This is a genomic window from Flavicella sp., from assembly GCF_029238425.1.
Taxonomy (GTDB): Bacteria; Bacteroidota; Bacteroidia; order Flavobacteriales; family Flavobacteriaceae; genus Flavicella.
Map to the genome: position 1 here is coordinate 1 of NZ_JAQWGB010000200.1, position 16,240 is coordinate 16,240.

Sequence of the window (16,240 nt, forward strand, 5' to 3'; positions counted from 1 at the left end):
TCACACCATCTGAAGTATTCACATAAAAGCTTAACTTATCCTCTGTTGCAGTAGCAACATATCCAGTAGAAACGCTACTACTTTTAACTTCTGCTCCTAACACATGATACAATAAAACGTTTTTCAATCCTTCTGTAGTTAGAGCAGTCTCTACCTCATCTAAGCTTGACATATTTAACTCAGCCAATAAATCTGCAAAAGCAGCATTTGTAGGAGCAAACACAGTTAAATTTGCACTTGCATCACTTACTACTCCAACTAGATCCGTTCTGGTTAAAGCGTCTACTAGAATAGAAAAGTTTTCGTCTGCTGTTGCTATTTGAGCAATAGTTTGAGGCTGATCCTCCATATCCATCATTTCATTTGTATCGTCGTTATCATTACACGCTGTTAGTGTAAGGATAATAATTAGAGCAATCGGGGTAATTTTACTTAAAAAGTTTTTCATTTTGTTTAATGTTTTAAAGTTTTAGTTAGACAAATATATAGTTATTTTTCTAATTATGTTTATTTGTTTTACTTTTTTGTTAAACAAAATAAATTAAAGCCTCGTTTTAAAACAAATACGAAATACACATGCCAAATAATTAGCACAGGGTTTTAAGATTAGAACATATATATTTACCTTGTAATTCTTTTTGAAAAAGCATCTACATCCATTTATAAAAAAAAATCTATGAGCCTGTTTAAGACATTCAATTTATTTTCTATTCTATTCATCTTTGCAACAAGCTGCAACCCCAAAACCAAAACAACTCCATTAAAATCATGGAACGATGTAACATCTAAGAGTAACATTATAGCCTATGTAGAGGATGTAACAAACCCTCAAAGTGAAAATTTCATCCCAATTGATAAACGTATCGCTACATTTGATAATGATGGCAACTTATGGTCAGAACAGCCAATGTATTTTCAATTATATTTTGCGATTGATAGAATTAAAGAACTAGCCGCTGAACACTCTGAATGGAAGGCTCAACAACCATATAAAGCAATACTTGAGGATGATCTGGAGACCTTGAAACATATTGACATGAAAAACTTAATTGAGTTGGTAATGGCTACCCATGCTGGATCTACAACTGATGAATTTGACAACATCGTAAAAAATTGGATTGCTACAGCCAAACATCCAACCAAAAACGTGAGCTATGACAAACTAGTGTATCAACCAATGCTAGAACTAATGGAATACCTAAGAGAGTATGATTTTAAAACATATATAGTCTCAGGTGGAGGGGTTGATTTCATGCGTGCCTTTGTGACCGATATTTACGGTATTCCTGCTGAACAAATACTTGGTACAAGAATAAAAACAGCATTTGAATACAAAAATGGTACTGCAACAATCAAACGCTTACCGGAAATAGATTTTATTGACGACAAAGAGGGAAAACCATTGAATATTCAAAAAATAATTGGAAAAAAACCCGTTTTTGCATCTGGTAATTCCGATGGAGATCTGCAAATGATGCAATGGACTGCCTCTAACAAACTAAAAAGTTTTATGCTTTATGTACATCACACCGATTCGGAAAGAGAGTGGGCTTATGACCGAGACTCACATATAGGAAGGCTAGACAAAGGACTAGATCAAGCACATAAAGATGGATGGACTGTTATAGATATGAAAAATGATTGGAAGATTATTTATCCTTATGAATTAAAGAACTAACAGTTTATAACTCGAAATGGCTATTTTCTTCAAACTCTTATAAAATGAAGGCTTCCTAGCAAAAAACTATTTAAACACCTTTTGCATTGCATTGGTATTTTCAGGAACTGGATGTTTCACCTTTCCAAAATAAACTGGGGTGCATTTTTTAAAAATTATTTTATTAAATAAATTTACAATGGATCCCATTAACGTCTTTACTACTTTTACTTCTTGCATATCAATATTATTGTAATACCCGTGAAACTCTTGACTTAGCAAGGGGCATGCAGCATCACTCAAAACAACAATTTCACAACCCAAAATTGAATCTTTTACAATATCAAAACCACCAAACAAAGCCAACCTATTCGACTCAGTAGAAAAGGCAACGTCCTTGGCGTGCACTAATCCTTTCTCTAATTTTAAATCCAACACTATTTCCTCAATTTTTGTCGAATCTTTAGACGTATATTTTGTTGACAATAATTTCGTGAAATTAGATCCTTTGACCGCAACCGCACCAAAAGGTCCCGCAAAAGCATACGCACCAATATCAACCAAATTAAAATTCTGGCTTCTCTTGTAATCTTGAAGAAGCTCATCTAATTGCATACCATAAAGTGTCAAATTGTTACCATAAATATTCATGGTAGCAGTTGATTTTTCTATAAACGCACCAAAACTCTCGCCTTTAAAGTCAATATCAAGCTCCATATTCACAATACCTTTAGCCATATCGTAAATACGATATTCTTCTAAGGTTTTTTCAATATCAACCCCATTTGCTATAAAGTTAATGGCAATCTGTTTTTTTGTGGGCTCTAACGAAGCTCTCAACCTCCCCTTTGCATAACTCACATCTTTATTTTCTTGATTTAAAAACTCAAGAAAATTCACACTAAACTTATGCGGTCCATAATAATTATAACTCCCATCAATCTCATAAGTATCTTTTTCAAAAACTAATTGTCCTGAAGAAATAGTAAGTTCTTTCTTTAGAAGGTCTAAGGAAAAATTAGTTCTCATAGTTGAGGACTCAAACTCTTCTAAATCATATTTTTTTAGAATAGGCAACTGTAACGATTCATTCGATGTTACTTTACCGGATAGAATATTGTTCTTAATTTTCAGATCACCTTGAACATCTGTAAACCGAAATCTCTGGGCCACAGAATCTCCCTCTATAAAGATATTTAACTTAAAACTCTTAGCTTCAATGTTTTTTAAGAATAATTCAATAGCAGCATTATCCGACGATTCAGAAATAGGTGACTCTTTTTTTTCAGCCACTTGAAATCCAGTAGCAATATTCCATTTTGAATCTTTTTCTATTAAGTTTAATTCACTTTGATCGATTTTTATTTGTTCAACAAGAAGCACTCCATCATTCCAAAGTTTTTTTATGTCAATATCTAAATGTGCTTTTTTTACATAAAACACAGGTATTTGTGATTTTTTATTTTTGTTTTTTTGAAAAGCAATATTTTCAGCAGAAACAGCAACCTTAGGAAAATAAGTTCTCAAATCTAGCGACAACTCTTGGATACTAATCTCTCCATCAAAATTATCGTTTACAATAGCCAACATTTCCTCTTTGAGTAAATCTTTTTTGTATTGAAAAAGAAACCAAACACTAGTTAAAAGAACTAATAAGAGTCCTATTAAAAATAAAAAAACAGTTTTAAAATACTTCATTTAAATCTTCAAATCAAAAAAAAGATTACTTGCAAATTACAAAACAAAGATGCTGCTAATTTTTATGTTGTCCAAAAACTCTCACTACTATAATAAAACAAAAAAAGCCTTCAATTTCTTGAAGGCTTTAATTTTAAAAAGATTGAACCTATTAAGGTCTTTCTTCTTTTTCAATCAATCTAAAATTATCAAAATAACCAGAGAAATCTGATGTACCAGTTGCAGCATTACTTGGATCAGGATTCACAGATCTAATTCTGAAATACATCGCTGATATAATTCCTATTTCTGCTCCAGTAGCCTCAAACGACCTAGTAATCCATTTACCTTGATTCGCCGGATCTGTAACATCTATACCAATAGCAAATTCTTTCCATTCGGCCAAGAACCACATGCTAACATCTAACGGTGCAACATTTGAAGATTCTATGTACACATCATATGAAAACACATATGTTTTTCCAGCTTCTGGTTCAACAGGTGTTTCAAAATCAGATCTTACAGCACATCTCTGTCCTGCTACCATTGATAATTTCATACTATAAATTCCATCAGTAGCCATATCAGTTGTAAAATCAGCTGTACCTCCAACATGATTTCCACCAAAACTAGCTGCCCATGCAGCTGTAAATAGCGGCCATTTTGCACCAGCTTCTTCGAAACTATTTCTATTTTCAGTAATTAAGTTTCTTTCAAACATCGTAACTGGTTCCTCTGTAAAAGAAACAGGAACTCGAGTATCAGTTGAAGTTATTCCGCTTCCATCTAACAAGCTTACCAATATAGCATCTGTACTATAAATTGGCTCTACCAATTTCAGAATTAATTCTGTAGCATCATCTGGATTAATCACTACAGATTCAACAACAAAGTCATCTCCATTTACTTTTGCTTGAAAAAAGGCTTCTTTTCCAGAAAATGCTGCAAATTCTCCATTAAAAGGTATATGAATTGACTCATCTTCTTGTTCAGCAATTGTTCCCGTTAATTGGAATGGCTTTGAAGATGGAACTACATTTATAGTCGCAGGCACAACATACCTTGCACTACCTCCAGGGATAAACTCACCACTTCTAGTTAAATTAATTTGAGCATTTTGAACTCCCAGTTTTTTAAAGACAGTCTCAAATACTTGTTCTGAACTTTGCTCTCCTGCAACTGTCCAAACTCTACTTGTAGGCCTTCCAATAGTCGTTAAATCGGTAAACTCAAGAGTCCCCCCAACTTCCACTGTAATAACATCTGAAGGGCTTTCATGAGACACTAACGCCCCATCTTGTCTAATTTCTATTTCAGGTACAATATCTTCATAAACATCTACTACAAAAGTAGTATCAATAACCCAAAGATCACCAACTTTTACCGACGGAAGAATATAATCTTCTACTCCATTGTTCCCTCTAAACGCTACAGAATCATGAAAAGTATTATGTAGAGTAACTTCATTAAATCCTCCGTTAGAAAACAACACATGTACAACATCTTCCTTTGAAACAGTATCTCCTCTATTAATAATAAACTGCTCAAAAACGGTATCTCTTCTTTCAATAGGTCCTTCTAAAAAAAAGTTACCTTCTTGAATTGTCCATGTATGATCCACTGTTCCTTGGGATAAATCCATAAAAGACATATAATTCCCAACAGTTGATCTCAATACATTTTGTCGCGCTCCACCAGTATAAAACCCTACATCCGAAAATGTATTGGGTTGCTCATAAGATTCATCTTTACATGCTACAAATAATGTAGCCATTGCTAAAGATAATATTAGATATATTTTTTTCATTTTTAACAAAATTTATTATTTATTATTCAGTCTCATCTCCTATAAAAGGATTTGTAACCAATTCTGTATTAGGTATAGGCCAATATGCATGCGCCTCCTCTGTATAATTAGCAGCTCCTTCCTGAAACTCAGTGAAATTAGGATCTACCTCTGGATCATCAACAGGAACTTCAACCAATAAAGAAGCCCAACGTGTTATGGAATTACCTGCATCATTTACAGCATCATAATAATGTAAAGCATCATATCTTCTACTCGATAATTCTTGGAAACGCTCTTTTTTAATTCCCCATCTTATCAAATCAATATTACGTTCTCCTAATCCTTCACCTCCCAATTCTAAAGGTTTTTCAACATGTCTGATATGTTCTCTCAGCATATCTTGAGTGTATGTAATATTATCATGATCATTGGCTGGAAATTCACCTGAACCATTTGGCCCAATCAATTGTACCGCTGATCTTCTTCTCACCTTATTAACATACTTCATTGATTCTTCTAAGTCACCTAATTCTACCAGGCACTCAGCATAATTCAACATTACTCCAGCTAAGCGAATATATCTTTCGTTTACACCAGATCTCGGTGTTGAAGGGTAAATATCCTTTTCAGCTTCAACGATATCCCAATTGGTATGTTTTCTCCAGTAACTTGTATTCCCTTGATTAAAAGGCCCTGTTGTTCCTGGTAAATCTCCATACCATGGTGAATCAACATCATCTACCAAAGCAACAGAAGCAGAAGTACGTAAACTGTATTTTCTGAAACTACCATCTTCTAATCGGTTGGCATCATCAGACAAATCCTTGACCTCATTTCTATACAGCACCGTTAACCAGTTAGATGGAATAGTTGCTAACCAGTTAGGAGAGAACGCCCATGCTAAATTACTTGATAATAATTTCCATGACCAAGCTAACTCAGACATCTTATAGTCCACTGTAAAGGACGCCTCTAAAATAGATTCAGAATTAAACTCATCCATCGTAGTAAAGTTACTTCCAATATTTGGCATTAATGAATAACCAAAATCTTCTATAACACTTTTGAACTTTTCAGCCGCTTTTGCATATTCCGAATTATTTAAATAGTTATTCCCTAACAATGCAGTGGCAGCACCTGCTGTAACACGACCTAGATCCTCTCCTGTCCAATTAGCATCTTTCAAAGCCTCTGCAGCATATTCAAAATCAGCAATATAAAATGCTCTCACTTGATCCGCAGGGCTAGGAGCCTTAAAGAAATCATCAGGAGACATTGCAACCTCTGTGATTAAAGGAATTGAACCTCCGTTATAAGAGTTATATAAGTTATAATAGAAAAAACCTCTTAACAACCTTGCCTGACCTAAAGCTAAAACAGCTCTTATTTTGTCTTCACCTGATAATGTAGGAATAATTCTATTCGCAGCTTCGATTACTTGATTTGCTCTAAACACACCTTTATAGCCCTCTTGCCATTTTTGAATAGCAGGATTTGAAGCATTGTTAAAAGTTTGCAAATATGAAGTATTTACCATTGTTGGACGAGCTCTCCATGAACCTGCATAAGCAATATCACTTCTATTCAATTCCTCCACCAAACTCACTAAATTTGTACTCTTAAAAGTATTATAAACTGCATTCAATCCACCTTCCAAATGTTCTGCTGTTTGCCAAAATACATCCGTTGAAATTTGATTCGGATTGGCCTGGTCTAAAAACTCCTCATCGTTACAACCTGTCAAGGCAACTAACAATACTGAACATCCAATAAGAGCACTTCTTTTCGTTATGTTAGAAAAGAAATCTTTTATTTTTATATCTATATTTATTTTTTTCATGTCTTTCTTTATTTGATTAAAAGTCAAGTTGTAAACCAAGTCTTATAACTGAACTCACAGGATAGGTCCCTCTGTCAATTCCTCTTGTACTCAAACCATTATTCCCAACCTCTGGATCATAACCTGTATACTTTGTAATTGTAATTGGGTTTTGAGCAGATGTATACAAACGTAATCTGCTAATTCCAGATTCTTTCAACACATTTTTAGGAATTGTGTATCCTAACGTTATATTTCTCAATCGAATAAAAGATCCATCTTCTAACCAAAAATCAGTTTGCCCTCTATAATTCTCATGAGAATCTCCTCTGTTCACGGGAATATTAGAGGTAGGGTTCTGTGGACTCCATTGATAAATCAGATCTCTATGATTCTGTTTTTTATACGTATAAGCCTTACTACCATTTAAAATCTCAGCTCCAAATGATCCGTACCATTGCATTGTGAAATCAAAATGTTTGTAGTTTGCATTGAAGTTCCATCCAATTTCATAATCTGGCGTTCCACTACCAGCAAACTGTCTGTCATTTATATCCAAAACCCCATCGTTATTTGCATCGATATATTTCAAATCTCCAGCTTGTGCGGTTGGTTGAATTTTTTTATAGTCTTCTAGATCCTCAGGTTGTACGATACCATCTGTTTTAATTAAGAAAAATGCTCCAGCTACATATCCTTCTTTCAAGAAGGAAACTAAATCCTCTCCTTGTCCAACATTTGACACTTGACTATTTGCTAAAGCAACCTCTTTATTAGTATCACTCATTTTGGTAATCTTATTCACATTTCTAGTATAAGTCAATCCTGTTTTGATCGTCATTTTACCTCTATGCGTATAATTTACTGCTAACTCCGTACCTTTGTTCTGCATATCTCCGACATTAGAAACCACTTGGGCATCAGTACCCGATCCAACTCCTTGACTTGGTGGTACAATAAAAGGAAACAACATGTCTCTTTTATCCGCTTTATAAAAATCACCCGTCACTTGTAAGGCATTTCTAAAGAAACTCATATCAAACCCTAAATTGGTAGAGGTTGAAGTCTCCCATTTTACATCTGGGTTTGCGTAGGCTTGTTGAATAAGTCCACTTTCTAAATTCTGATTAGACCCTGTGTTAAAAACATAATCATTTTCAAGAACTAATACCGGTGAATAGCTATAATCAGCAATTCCCTGATTACCAGTAGTACCTCTACTCGCTCTCAATTTAAAACTGTTAACAGTTCTTTTTACCGGAGCCCAGAAATTTTCTTCAGCAACATTCCACCCTAACGATATAGATGGAAAAGTTCCCCAATGTTCTTTTTGAAATCTTGAAGATCCATCGCGTCTAACACTTGCACTTAACAAATACTTGCCATCATAGTTATATTGGAAACGTCCTAAATAACCAATCAATGTATTCGTCTTATCCTGATTCCATTGTCCAGTTCCAGAACCTGCATTTGCATCTGGACTAGTTGCTCCATTCAATACAGTAATGTTATTATCTGCTATATCAAACTTTTCACCGAAAAATTGAGCAGAGAAAAATGACTCTCTAGAATATACCCCCAATAGTTTAAATTGATGTTTACCAATTCTTTTGTTGTAATTGATAATATTCTCTAAAGAATAGTTTTTTCTTCTAGATGCCGTATTTCTAATCTTAGATCTTTCAGTAGGAATTTCTTCCCCCTCATAATTATAAGCAACATACTCAGGATTAACAGTAATTCTAGTTCCGTTTGCGTATAAAACCCCAACTCTAGCCGTAAATTTCAAATCTTTTGTAAAACTGTAAGCTACTCTTAAATTCGCATCAAACGTATTTACCTCACTATCATCTTCTTGAATTAATTTTCTCCCTAAAAAAGTTAAATTCTCAGCTTCACTTCCTCCAGATGACCCCGCATCCTCCAGACCATTGCTATCCACAGTTAATTCAGGTTGAGATGCGTTGTAACTATTAGCATCTAGCAACAATCCCCAAGGTGCATGCTTTGTATCTTCCGTTCTGAAACCAGCAACCGTAGAAACATTCCATTTTCCCTTTTTAAATTGAGTATTCTGTCTTAAATTCAAACGTTTGTATCCAGACTTAATAATTACACCATCCTGATCAAAATAATTCCCTGTAAAACTATAAACCAAACCATTTTGTCCACCTGATACACGAATACTATGATTCTTAATAGGTGCATAATTATTTTCAACAGTGTTAATCAAGTTCGTATTGTTTGTCATTGAGTGTGGACTTGGTTCCATTCTTGTCCAAGTATTTCCATACGTCTTACCTTGTAAGGCAGTAGAACTTAAAAAATCTACATACAATCTATCTTGATTGTTTAATAAAGGAACTCCAGAAGTTATACTCTGAACCCCGTAATACGTACTAAATGACATTTTCATCGTTCCTTCTTCACCTTTCTTAGTAGTAATCAAAATTACCCCAGCGGCACCCCTAGTACCATAAATCGCAGCAGATGCATCATCTTTTAAAACATCAATACTTTCAATTTCCTCTACACTTAATTTAGGATCTCCCTCATAAGGAATTCCATCTACTACGTATAACGGAGTATTATTTCCATATACTGAAGACAAACCACGAATAATAATATTCGCACCCGCACCTGGATCTCCAGAACTTGCTTGCACGTTTACCCCTGCAATTTGTCCTTGCAACGCAGAAGCAACATCGGCAGTGGCCGAAACTTCAATGGCAGCTGCTTCAACTTTTACAACAGCTCCTGTAATTTCCTTTTTCTTTTGTGTACCGTAACCAACTACTACGACTTCTTCTAAAGTTGATACGTCTTGTTTAAGTATTACATTTAAAGCTTTTGCGGTTGTAGCTTTTACCTCTTTAGTGATAAATCCCATGTAGCTAAATACAAGAACTTCACCATCTGAGGCTTTTAATTCAAAATTACCATCAAAATCGGAGGTAGCTCCTCTTGATGTTCCTTTTACGATGATACCTACTCCGGGAAGCGGCTCCCCTTCACTTGTAACATTCCCCTTTACAACTGGGCTTTGGGCACTCATGTTAAAACAACATGTCAGCACAAAAACACCGAAAAGAAGAAACCTAATATTAGGCTTGGTTAAACTCTTCTTTCTAAATTTTAATTTCATAATTATTCTGGTTTAAATTAGACATACAAATCAAATAATTTCTTTCCATAGTTTAGAAAAACTAGACTTGATGAATACTTGATATCGACAAAATGACAGGTTAAAAAACTAAACACAAACTCAACAGCGACATAAAAAACACTTACAAACAAGGGACTGACCAATGAAACTCTTACAAAGACAACTCACAAAAACAAAAAGGCACTAGTCAAATCAATTGTCTAGTGCCTTTTAAGAATGAATAAGTTTTTATCTCAAAACTTATTTATAAAATCAACCAAATTGACATTTCTATCCAAGCCTAATTTCTTTCGGACCCGATGCCTTGAAGAATGGGAACTCTCTACAGATATCCCTAAAAGAGTGGCCATTTTTTTACTTGAAAAATTTAATTTCAATAAGGCACACACTTTTAAATCGGTTGGTCCTAAATCTGGAAACTCAGCTTTTAAATTTTTATAGAAGTCTTGATTTATAGCTACAAACCTAGCTTCAAACTCGGCCCAATTATTATTTGGATCTCGTTGAAGGGTTTTTACTTTATTTTTTAACTTTTGAACATCCACCTTGTCATTCGGTAATTTTAACTCGGTAGCAATATCAGAAACAAACTCCTCTTTTTCAATCAACTGAAGCGCAGACAAAGTAAGTTCTTTATTTTTAACTTCAAGAATACTGTTTTTTGACTCTAACTCAATTTTTTGTTTTTCCTTCAAAGCTTGTTTCTCTGCCTTGTGCTTAAAACGAATTCCTTTTATGATTAAAAATGCACTCAATACAATAAAAATCAAACTTACAATTAAGACCAACTGTTTGAGTTTACTGATACTTGATTCTTGTTGCAAAATCATCAATTCATCCTCTTTAGACTTTAACAACTGTTGTTCTTTTTCAATTCTATATGCATCTTTAATATTTAAAAATTGTGCATTTTTCTCGAAATTAACTCCATAATCTTCCCTATCCAAAACCTTAGCTTTATTAGCATAATGATAAGCTTTCTTGAAATCGTTATCATTAATCGCCAACGCTGACAATCGCATATAATTAAAGCTCTTATAATTATGATGACTATTGAACTTTTCAATTAGTTCTAAAGAGGTTAAAAAACTTTTTTCACTTTCTTCATACCTTCCTAAACTTTCTAACGCCCTTCCTTTTAAAAAGTAAGCTATAATGCTATAATGCTTGTTATATTCATTTTTTAAGGAATTTAATTCCTCAATAATCTCCAAAGCTTCCTTATATTTCTCTTTTCTAAAAAGAATACTGGCAGTCTCGACCTCCAAAAAGTAATTTTTTGCTTTGGGATATACAGATCTATGAATTGCATAACTGCTATCTAAATACTTTTCGGCCAAATCATCTTTACCAGCACTTCTATAGACATTAAAATAAGCATGGTAAATTGCCTTTACGTTGGTATGGGGTACCTTTTGATTTTTATAATTCCTTACCATAATACCTCTTGCTAAATCCAAATGACGCAAAGCAGTGTCACGTTTACCGTATATATTATACAAACCACCCAACTCTTGATTGATTCTAGCAATCCAAATATCATTATTAAAAGATTCTGCCAAATGCAACCCTTTCCAACAGTAATCATAAGCACCGCTATAATCTGCAATATGTTTGTGAAAATAGGCGTTTGCAAACACCGCCCTAATCATACCTAATGTATCTTTATTTTGCTGTTGGTACTCATAACTTTTATCGTAATAAAAACCGGTACTATCCATTTTGGAATTCCTCAGTTCAACTGCTTTCACAAAAAATTCATCCTTGTTTTTTAATGACTGGCTTATCAAAGAAAAACTGACAAAAAACAAAAACAAGACAAAAAATAACTCTTTCTTCATATTTCAAAATTAACATCTCTCTCAAAAATACAAAGATTGTTTTGTTATCAAAAAAAAGATGTAACAAAACATAGACAACAACAAATAACACAAAAAACTCATTACCAAGGTGTTGACATTAAACCTCAAATTTTGTCTAGTTTAAATCAGATTCTGTTCTTTTTTTTATGAGTTCTAATCAAGTCTAAAAACGCAGATTTCCGACCTTAAGAATTTAAATTTGGAAGATATCTAACAACTAATTTTCTGACGCAAATAGGAAAATGAATTGATATTATATTGCTTACGAGTTTTAGGTTAAATATTGTTCAGCAGTTTATATAGGAGTAAGCAATGAAGAATTTCAAATTAAATTAGTACATAATTAGAAAATCTATATGAACTAAAAAAAGCCCTTTCTGTGGTTAGAAAGGGCTTTTACTATTTTTATAATTCAGGTATTATTTTTTTTGGTATCTGTATTATTTTATCATCAGCACCAGCTGCAAAATCCGATATATTATAGTCATTCTGCTGGGTCCAATTACTTTCTATTCTGCCATCTCCCAATGTAATATTTCCTAACTTTTCCCTCAACCAATCTGCCAGTTCCTCATACCCCTTATCATTTGCAACATTATTTCTTTCTTTTGGATCATTTCGCAAATCATACAATGCCATTTCAACGTCTTTTCTCGGAGCATTCAATCCCCATTTAATATTTATATTAGGTTTTTGTTTATTACTCGCTTTTCTATTACTTTCTCTATTTCTCATTGAAAATGAAAAATCTTTGGTTCTAAGAAATGCCCTTGGACCTGCTACATGATTGAATTCTCCTAAAACGTAGTCCCTTTTTAACTTTTTATTTTTTAAAACCTCTGCCAAATCATAACCATCTAAATAATCAAATTCTTCCTTTGATACATCTGCCCCACCTGCGGCAATTACAGTTGGCATGATATCTACGTATTCTGCAAACTCAGAATAAACCGCACCTGCCTTAAAGTTTTTCTCTTCTGATGATACGACAATCGCAGTAGTGTGATTAGACAATTCCCAAGGTGAAAATTTAGCTTCAATCCCTTGCTCCCCCAATTGCCATCCATGATCTCCACATACATAAAGTATCAAGAATTCTTGATTGTTTTTAGTTGAATATTCTTTAAACGCACCTATTGCTTTTCCTATTTGATCATCTCCATAAGCACAAAAGGCATAATAATCTCTAATTGCTTGTTGCTTTTCATCATAAGTCAAGGCATCTATTTTCATTTTTTCATAAATCTTTTTGAGCTGTGGTGGCAGTTTTTTCACCTCCCTTTTATCAAACTCTGGTATGTCATAAACCTTCCCCTTAAATCGATCCCTAAACTCTTTAGGCGGCATTACAGGTGTATGAGGAAAATGATAACTTAGACTTACAAAAAAAGGTTGACTCGTTTTAACTCCCTTCATTTTTTTTCCTACAGGAGAAGTATATGTTCCATTTTTATATTTTAAATAGTCTAGGAATTCACGTGTAATATTACCATCCAAGGTTTTATCCCCTGGCATAGAATTCACTCCTCCGATAATAAGCTCTGGGTTGCTACGTGTATAAGCGTATAAAATATCCAATTCTTTCTCAATCTCCAGTTTTGAGTTTTTCTCTTTTGCTGATAATTCCTTCCCTCTTGGAAATGATTTATGTTCTCCGTTTGGATAATAAAAATTCACACTTGATCCCAATTTTGTATACTTCCCATTAACACGCCCCCATGCCGTATGATTATCCCAATCAGTTGTATTTTTATTTTTCCTCAATTCAGTGCTTGAAACAAACTGCTCGTAAAAATTAGTTTCTCCTCTTACTGCCTTTGGTTCCCAATTAAAAATATAATAGCCTTTTTTACCAAACATGGCAGTCTGATACCCTTGATCAGACATAACTTGAGGCATTGTTTTATTGAAAAAATCCGTTTGATTATGAGTCTTTTCAAAACCATAAATCCCAGAATGATGTGGGTATTTCCCTGTTATGATACTCCCTCTAGAGGGAGCGCAAGCTGGTGAATTACAGTAAAAATTTGTAAAAACAGTTCCCTCTTTTGCTAAGGCGTCTAAATTGGGAGATTCAACATATCCCAATGGACTATCTTTCTTTCCTGTGGTTATTTCATTAAAATACCCATTAGAATCCATTCTTTGATCATCAGTAACAATCCATAAAACATTTGGCTTTTTGTTTACCTGAGCCTCACTAAATTTGAAATTCAAGAAGGTCAAACAGATTAAAAAAATAGTACTGTTTTTAAAGTTAATTTTCATATCAATGAGATTTTTGTTTCTTTTGTTTTCTTTTCTTTTCCTTCATAGCCGCAAGTTTTTCTTTCCTCAAAGCTTCTATTTTCACCAATTTCTTTTTGTCCTTTTCTGTTAAAGGTCCATTTTGAGCCACATCAAACAAATCAAAATTAGGTAATATAGCCTCTAATGTTTTCTTGTCGGTTTTGAATTTCTTTGATTCATTATTCCAATTTTTTATTTCCCTATAACTTATCAAATCATCTGGTGTTTTACTTACATCATACCATTTATTTCTACCATCCTTCATCAAATTAGTTCCTCTAATAATTTGCATATTATCCTTATAACCATAAATCCAATCCCTATGCTCTTTTTTATCTGTTGTTAAAAATGACCAAAATGATTCTCCATTAATTTCATAACCTTTTGGAATGGTCACTCCGCCTATTTCTGCTACCGTTGGTAAAACATCAGCAATATTGAAAAGCACATCTTGCTCTCCTTTTTTTGTTAAGTATAAACCTGGTGCATATACTATAAATGGCACATGAGTTCCTTTCTGTAAATCTGGACTGTTTTTACCATAACCACTAGTTCCATTATCTGCACAAAAAATAACAATCGTATTTTCTTCTATTTTCAATTCCTTTAATTTTTTCAAATACAAAGACATTTGATAATCCAAATAATTTATATGGTTGTGAATCCCTGATTCAGTAACCGTACCATGGGTGTCAAATTCTCCTTTTTCACCAGTTATCCATGGATTTGTTCTTTTATATTTTCCGTTTTTATAAGTCACTTTTGGAGTACCAGGCCATTTGTTCTTTTGATTTGGATTCAAAAAATCAAAGGCATCATGCCCGAGATGAGAAGTATGATACACAAAAAACGGCTTCTTTTCTGCGGTCTTACGTTCCATAAAATCAAGAATAAAATCCAATTCAACATCTGGACCATATGTCTGCAAACCGAACTCTTTCTTGCTCTTTTTGTTATTAGGCCACCATTCAAATTGTTTGCTTGCCGTAGGATGATTCATCAACATTACATGCGGTTGCCAATACCAACTAGATTGATCATATGTTGACACTTCCTTTCCTGTATTGTTATTTAACTGAACTTTTTTACCATTTACCTTTTTAGTTTGCACCTTAAAATCAGTGTATGGGTTTTCCATGGCTAAACTGGACTCTCCAGGAGTGAATACACCTTCATCAAAACCGAACAACTCCAATCTTTTATTTCTCATTTGAGTTTTCCCTGACCAAAAAGTTGCATAGCCACCAGCCTTAGCAATATGACCGATTGTATACTCTGAACTCGCATACAAAGGGTAAGACTCTAATTTGCCTTCCGGAGAAGAATATTTACCAATTGTTTTATTACCCCACCACTTATGTAAATGAGCATATCTTCCCGTCATCATCATGGCTCTACTTGGAGAACAAACAACAGCCGCCCAAGCTGTCTTTACGTACAATCCTTCTTGTGCCAATCTATTTAAAACTGGTGTCTTTCCTCTATATTTTTTATCTTGAGTATTTCCTCCCTTTGGTGGACTCCACGTATCGGATTTGTAGATAGGCAACTCTCTGGCACTTATATCATCCGCTAAAACAAGGATAATATTGGGTTTCATCTTTTTTTGCGCTTCCATAGAAACAGAAACACACAAAACACTAACAAACAACAACTTAAATAAAATACATCTCATGATTTTTGGGTATAAAAAACCCGCAATTCTTCCAAATAGTTAAAATTGCGGGTTGTATGTTTCTAATTAATCTACATGTGCATCTACAGCACCTCCAATAGCAGTCTCTTTATATCCTTCCATTTTTATTTTAAAAGAATGTGCAAATTTTGAACTTAGCTTTTTAGGAGCTTTGATCACCAATCCTCTAGCATCTCTAGTCCATTGTAATTTTTCTTTGCTTCCTAACAACTCAACAGATTCAATTTTTGAATTCAACACTCCAATATCCGTAGATAAGGTTTTAATTATAATTTCTTCCGATGG

The 16,240-nt window shown here is 33.8% G+C and carries 9 protein-coding genes and 1 pseudogene; 1 reads left to right on the plus strand and 9 read right to left on the minus strand.

What is annotated here, in order from left to right; all coding sequences use genetic code 11:
- A partial coding sequence (locus P8H68_RS13645; RefSeq protein ID WP_300326347.1) for a fasciclin domain-containing protein occupies positions 1-448 on the minus strand: 448 nt, incomplete at its 3' end.
- A 228-nt stretch (positions 449-676) separates the two neighbouring features.
- On the opposite strand from P8H68_RS13645, the gene P8H68_RS13650 reads away from it, so the two are divergent.
- Positions 677-1,678 (plus strand): HAD family hydrolase, encoded by a 1,002-nt coding sequence (locus P8H68_RS13650; RefSeq protein WP_300326350.1) that lies wholly within the window; start codon positions 677-679, stop codon positions 1,676-1,678.
- Between the two features lie 66 nt (positions 1,679-1,744).
- Here P8H68_RS13650 and P8H68_RS13655 read toward each other — a convergent pair whose 3' ends face one another.
- The 8 genes and pseudogenes from P8H68_RS13655 to P8H68_RS13690 form a co-directional block, all read right to left on the minus strand.
- Positions 1,745-3,355 (minus strand): AsmA family protein, encoded by a 1,611-nt coding sequence (locus P8H68_RS13655; protein WP_300326352.1) that lies wholly within the window; start codon positions 3,353-3,355, stop codon positions 1,745-1,747.
- A 151-nt stretch (positions 3,356-3,506) separates the two neighbouring features.
- Positions 3,507-5,141 carry a hypothetical protein gene (locus P8H68_RS13660; protein ID WP_300326355.1) on the minus strand — a complete coding sequence of 545 codons (1,635 nt, stop codon included), beginning with the start codon at positions 5,139-5,141 and terminating at the stop codon, positions 3,507-3,509.
- A gap of 22 nt (positions 5,142-5,163) precedes the next feature.
- Positions 5,164-6,963 carry a RagB/SusD family nutrient uptake outer membrane protein gene (locus P8H68_RS13665; RefSeq protein WP_300326358.1) on the minus strand — a complete coding sequence of 600 codons (1,800 nt, stop codon included), beginning with the start codon at positions 6,961-6,963 and terminating at the stop codon, positions 5,164-5,166.
- Positions 6,964-6,979: 16 nt separating this feature from the next.
- The gene (locus tag P8H68_RS13670) at positions 6,980-9,997 is read right to left on the minus strand and encodes a TonB-dependent receptor (protein WP_300326361.1); all 3,018 of its coding nucleotides are present in this window, start codon (positions 9,995-9,997) and stop codon (positions 6,980-6,982) included.
- 344 nt (positions 9,998-10,341) lie between these two features.
- Positions 10,342-11,949, minus strand: coding sequence for a tetratricopeptide repeat protein (locus tag P8H68_RS13675; RefSeq protein ID WP_300326364.1), 1,608 nt, complete (start codon positions 11,947-11,949; stop codon positions 10,342-10,344).
- Positions 11,950-12,375: 426 nt separating this feature from the next.
- Positions 12,376-14,238: a sulfatase-like hydrolase/transferase gene (locus tag P8H68_RS13680; RefSeq protein WP_300326367.1), complete on the minus strand. Its 1,863-nt coding sequence runs from the start codon at positions 14,236-14,238 to the stop codon at positions 12,376-12,378.
- Between the two features lies 1 nt (position 14,239).
- Positions 14,240-15,934, minus strand: coding sequence for a sulfatase-like hydrolase/transferase (locus P8H68_RS13685; protein ID WP_300326370.1), 1,695 nt, complete (start codon positions 15,932-15,934; stop codon positions 14,240-14,242).
- 66 nt (positions 15,935-16,000) lie between these two features.
- A pseudogene (locus P8H68_RS13690) lies at positions 16,001-16,240 on the minus strand (alpha-L-fucosidase C-terminal domain-containing protein); the annotation flags it as partial.

What these genes read in the sequence shown, in the direction of transcription:
- P8H68_RS13650 (WP_300326350.1), top strand. Translation starts at nt 677, where the DNA reads ATGAGCCTGTTTAAGACATTCAATTTATTTTCTATTCTATTCATCTTT.
- P8H68_RS13655 (WP_300326352.1), bottom strand. Translation starts at nt 3,355, where the DNA reads ATGAAGTATTTTAAAACTGTTTTTTTATTTTTAATAGGACTCTTATTA.
- P8H68_RS13660 (WP_300326355.1), bottom strand. Translation starts at nt 5,141, where the DNA reads ATGAAAAAAATATATCTAATATTATCTTTAGCAATGGCTACATTATTT.
- P8H68_RS13665 (WP_300326358.1), bottom strand. Translation starts at nt 6,963, where the DNA reads ATGAAAAAAATAAATATAGATATAAAAATAAAAGATTTCTTTTCTAAC.
- P8H68_RS13670 (WP_300326361.1), bottom strand. Translation starts at nt 9,997, where the DNA reads ATGAGTGCCCAAAGCCCAGTTGTAAAGGGGAATGTTACAAGTGAAGGG.
- P8H68_RS13675 (WP_300326364.1), bottom strand. Translation starts at nt 11,949, where the DNA reads ATGAAGAAAGAGTTATTTTTTGTCTTGTTTTTGTTTTTTGTCAGTTTT.
- P8H68_RS13680 (WP_300326367.1), bottom strand. Translation starts at nt 14,238, where the DNA reads ATGAAAATTAACTTTAAAAACAGTACTATTTTTTTAATCTGTTTGACC.
- P8H68_RS13685 (WP_300326370.1), bottom strand. Translation starts at nt 15,934, where the DNA reads ATGAGATGTATTTTATTTAAGTTGTTGTTTGTTAGTGTTTTGTGTGTT.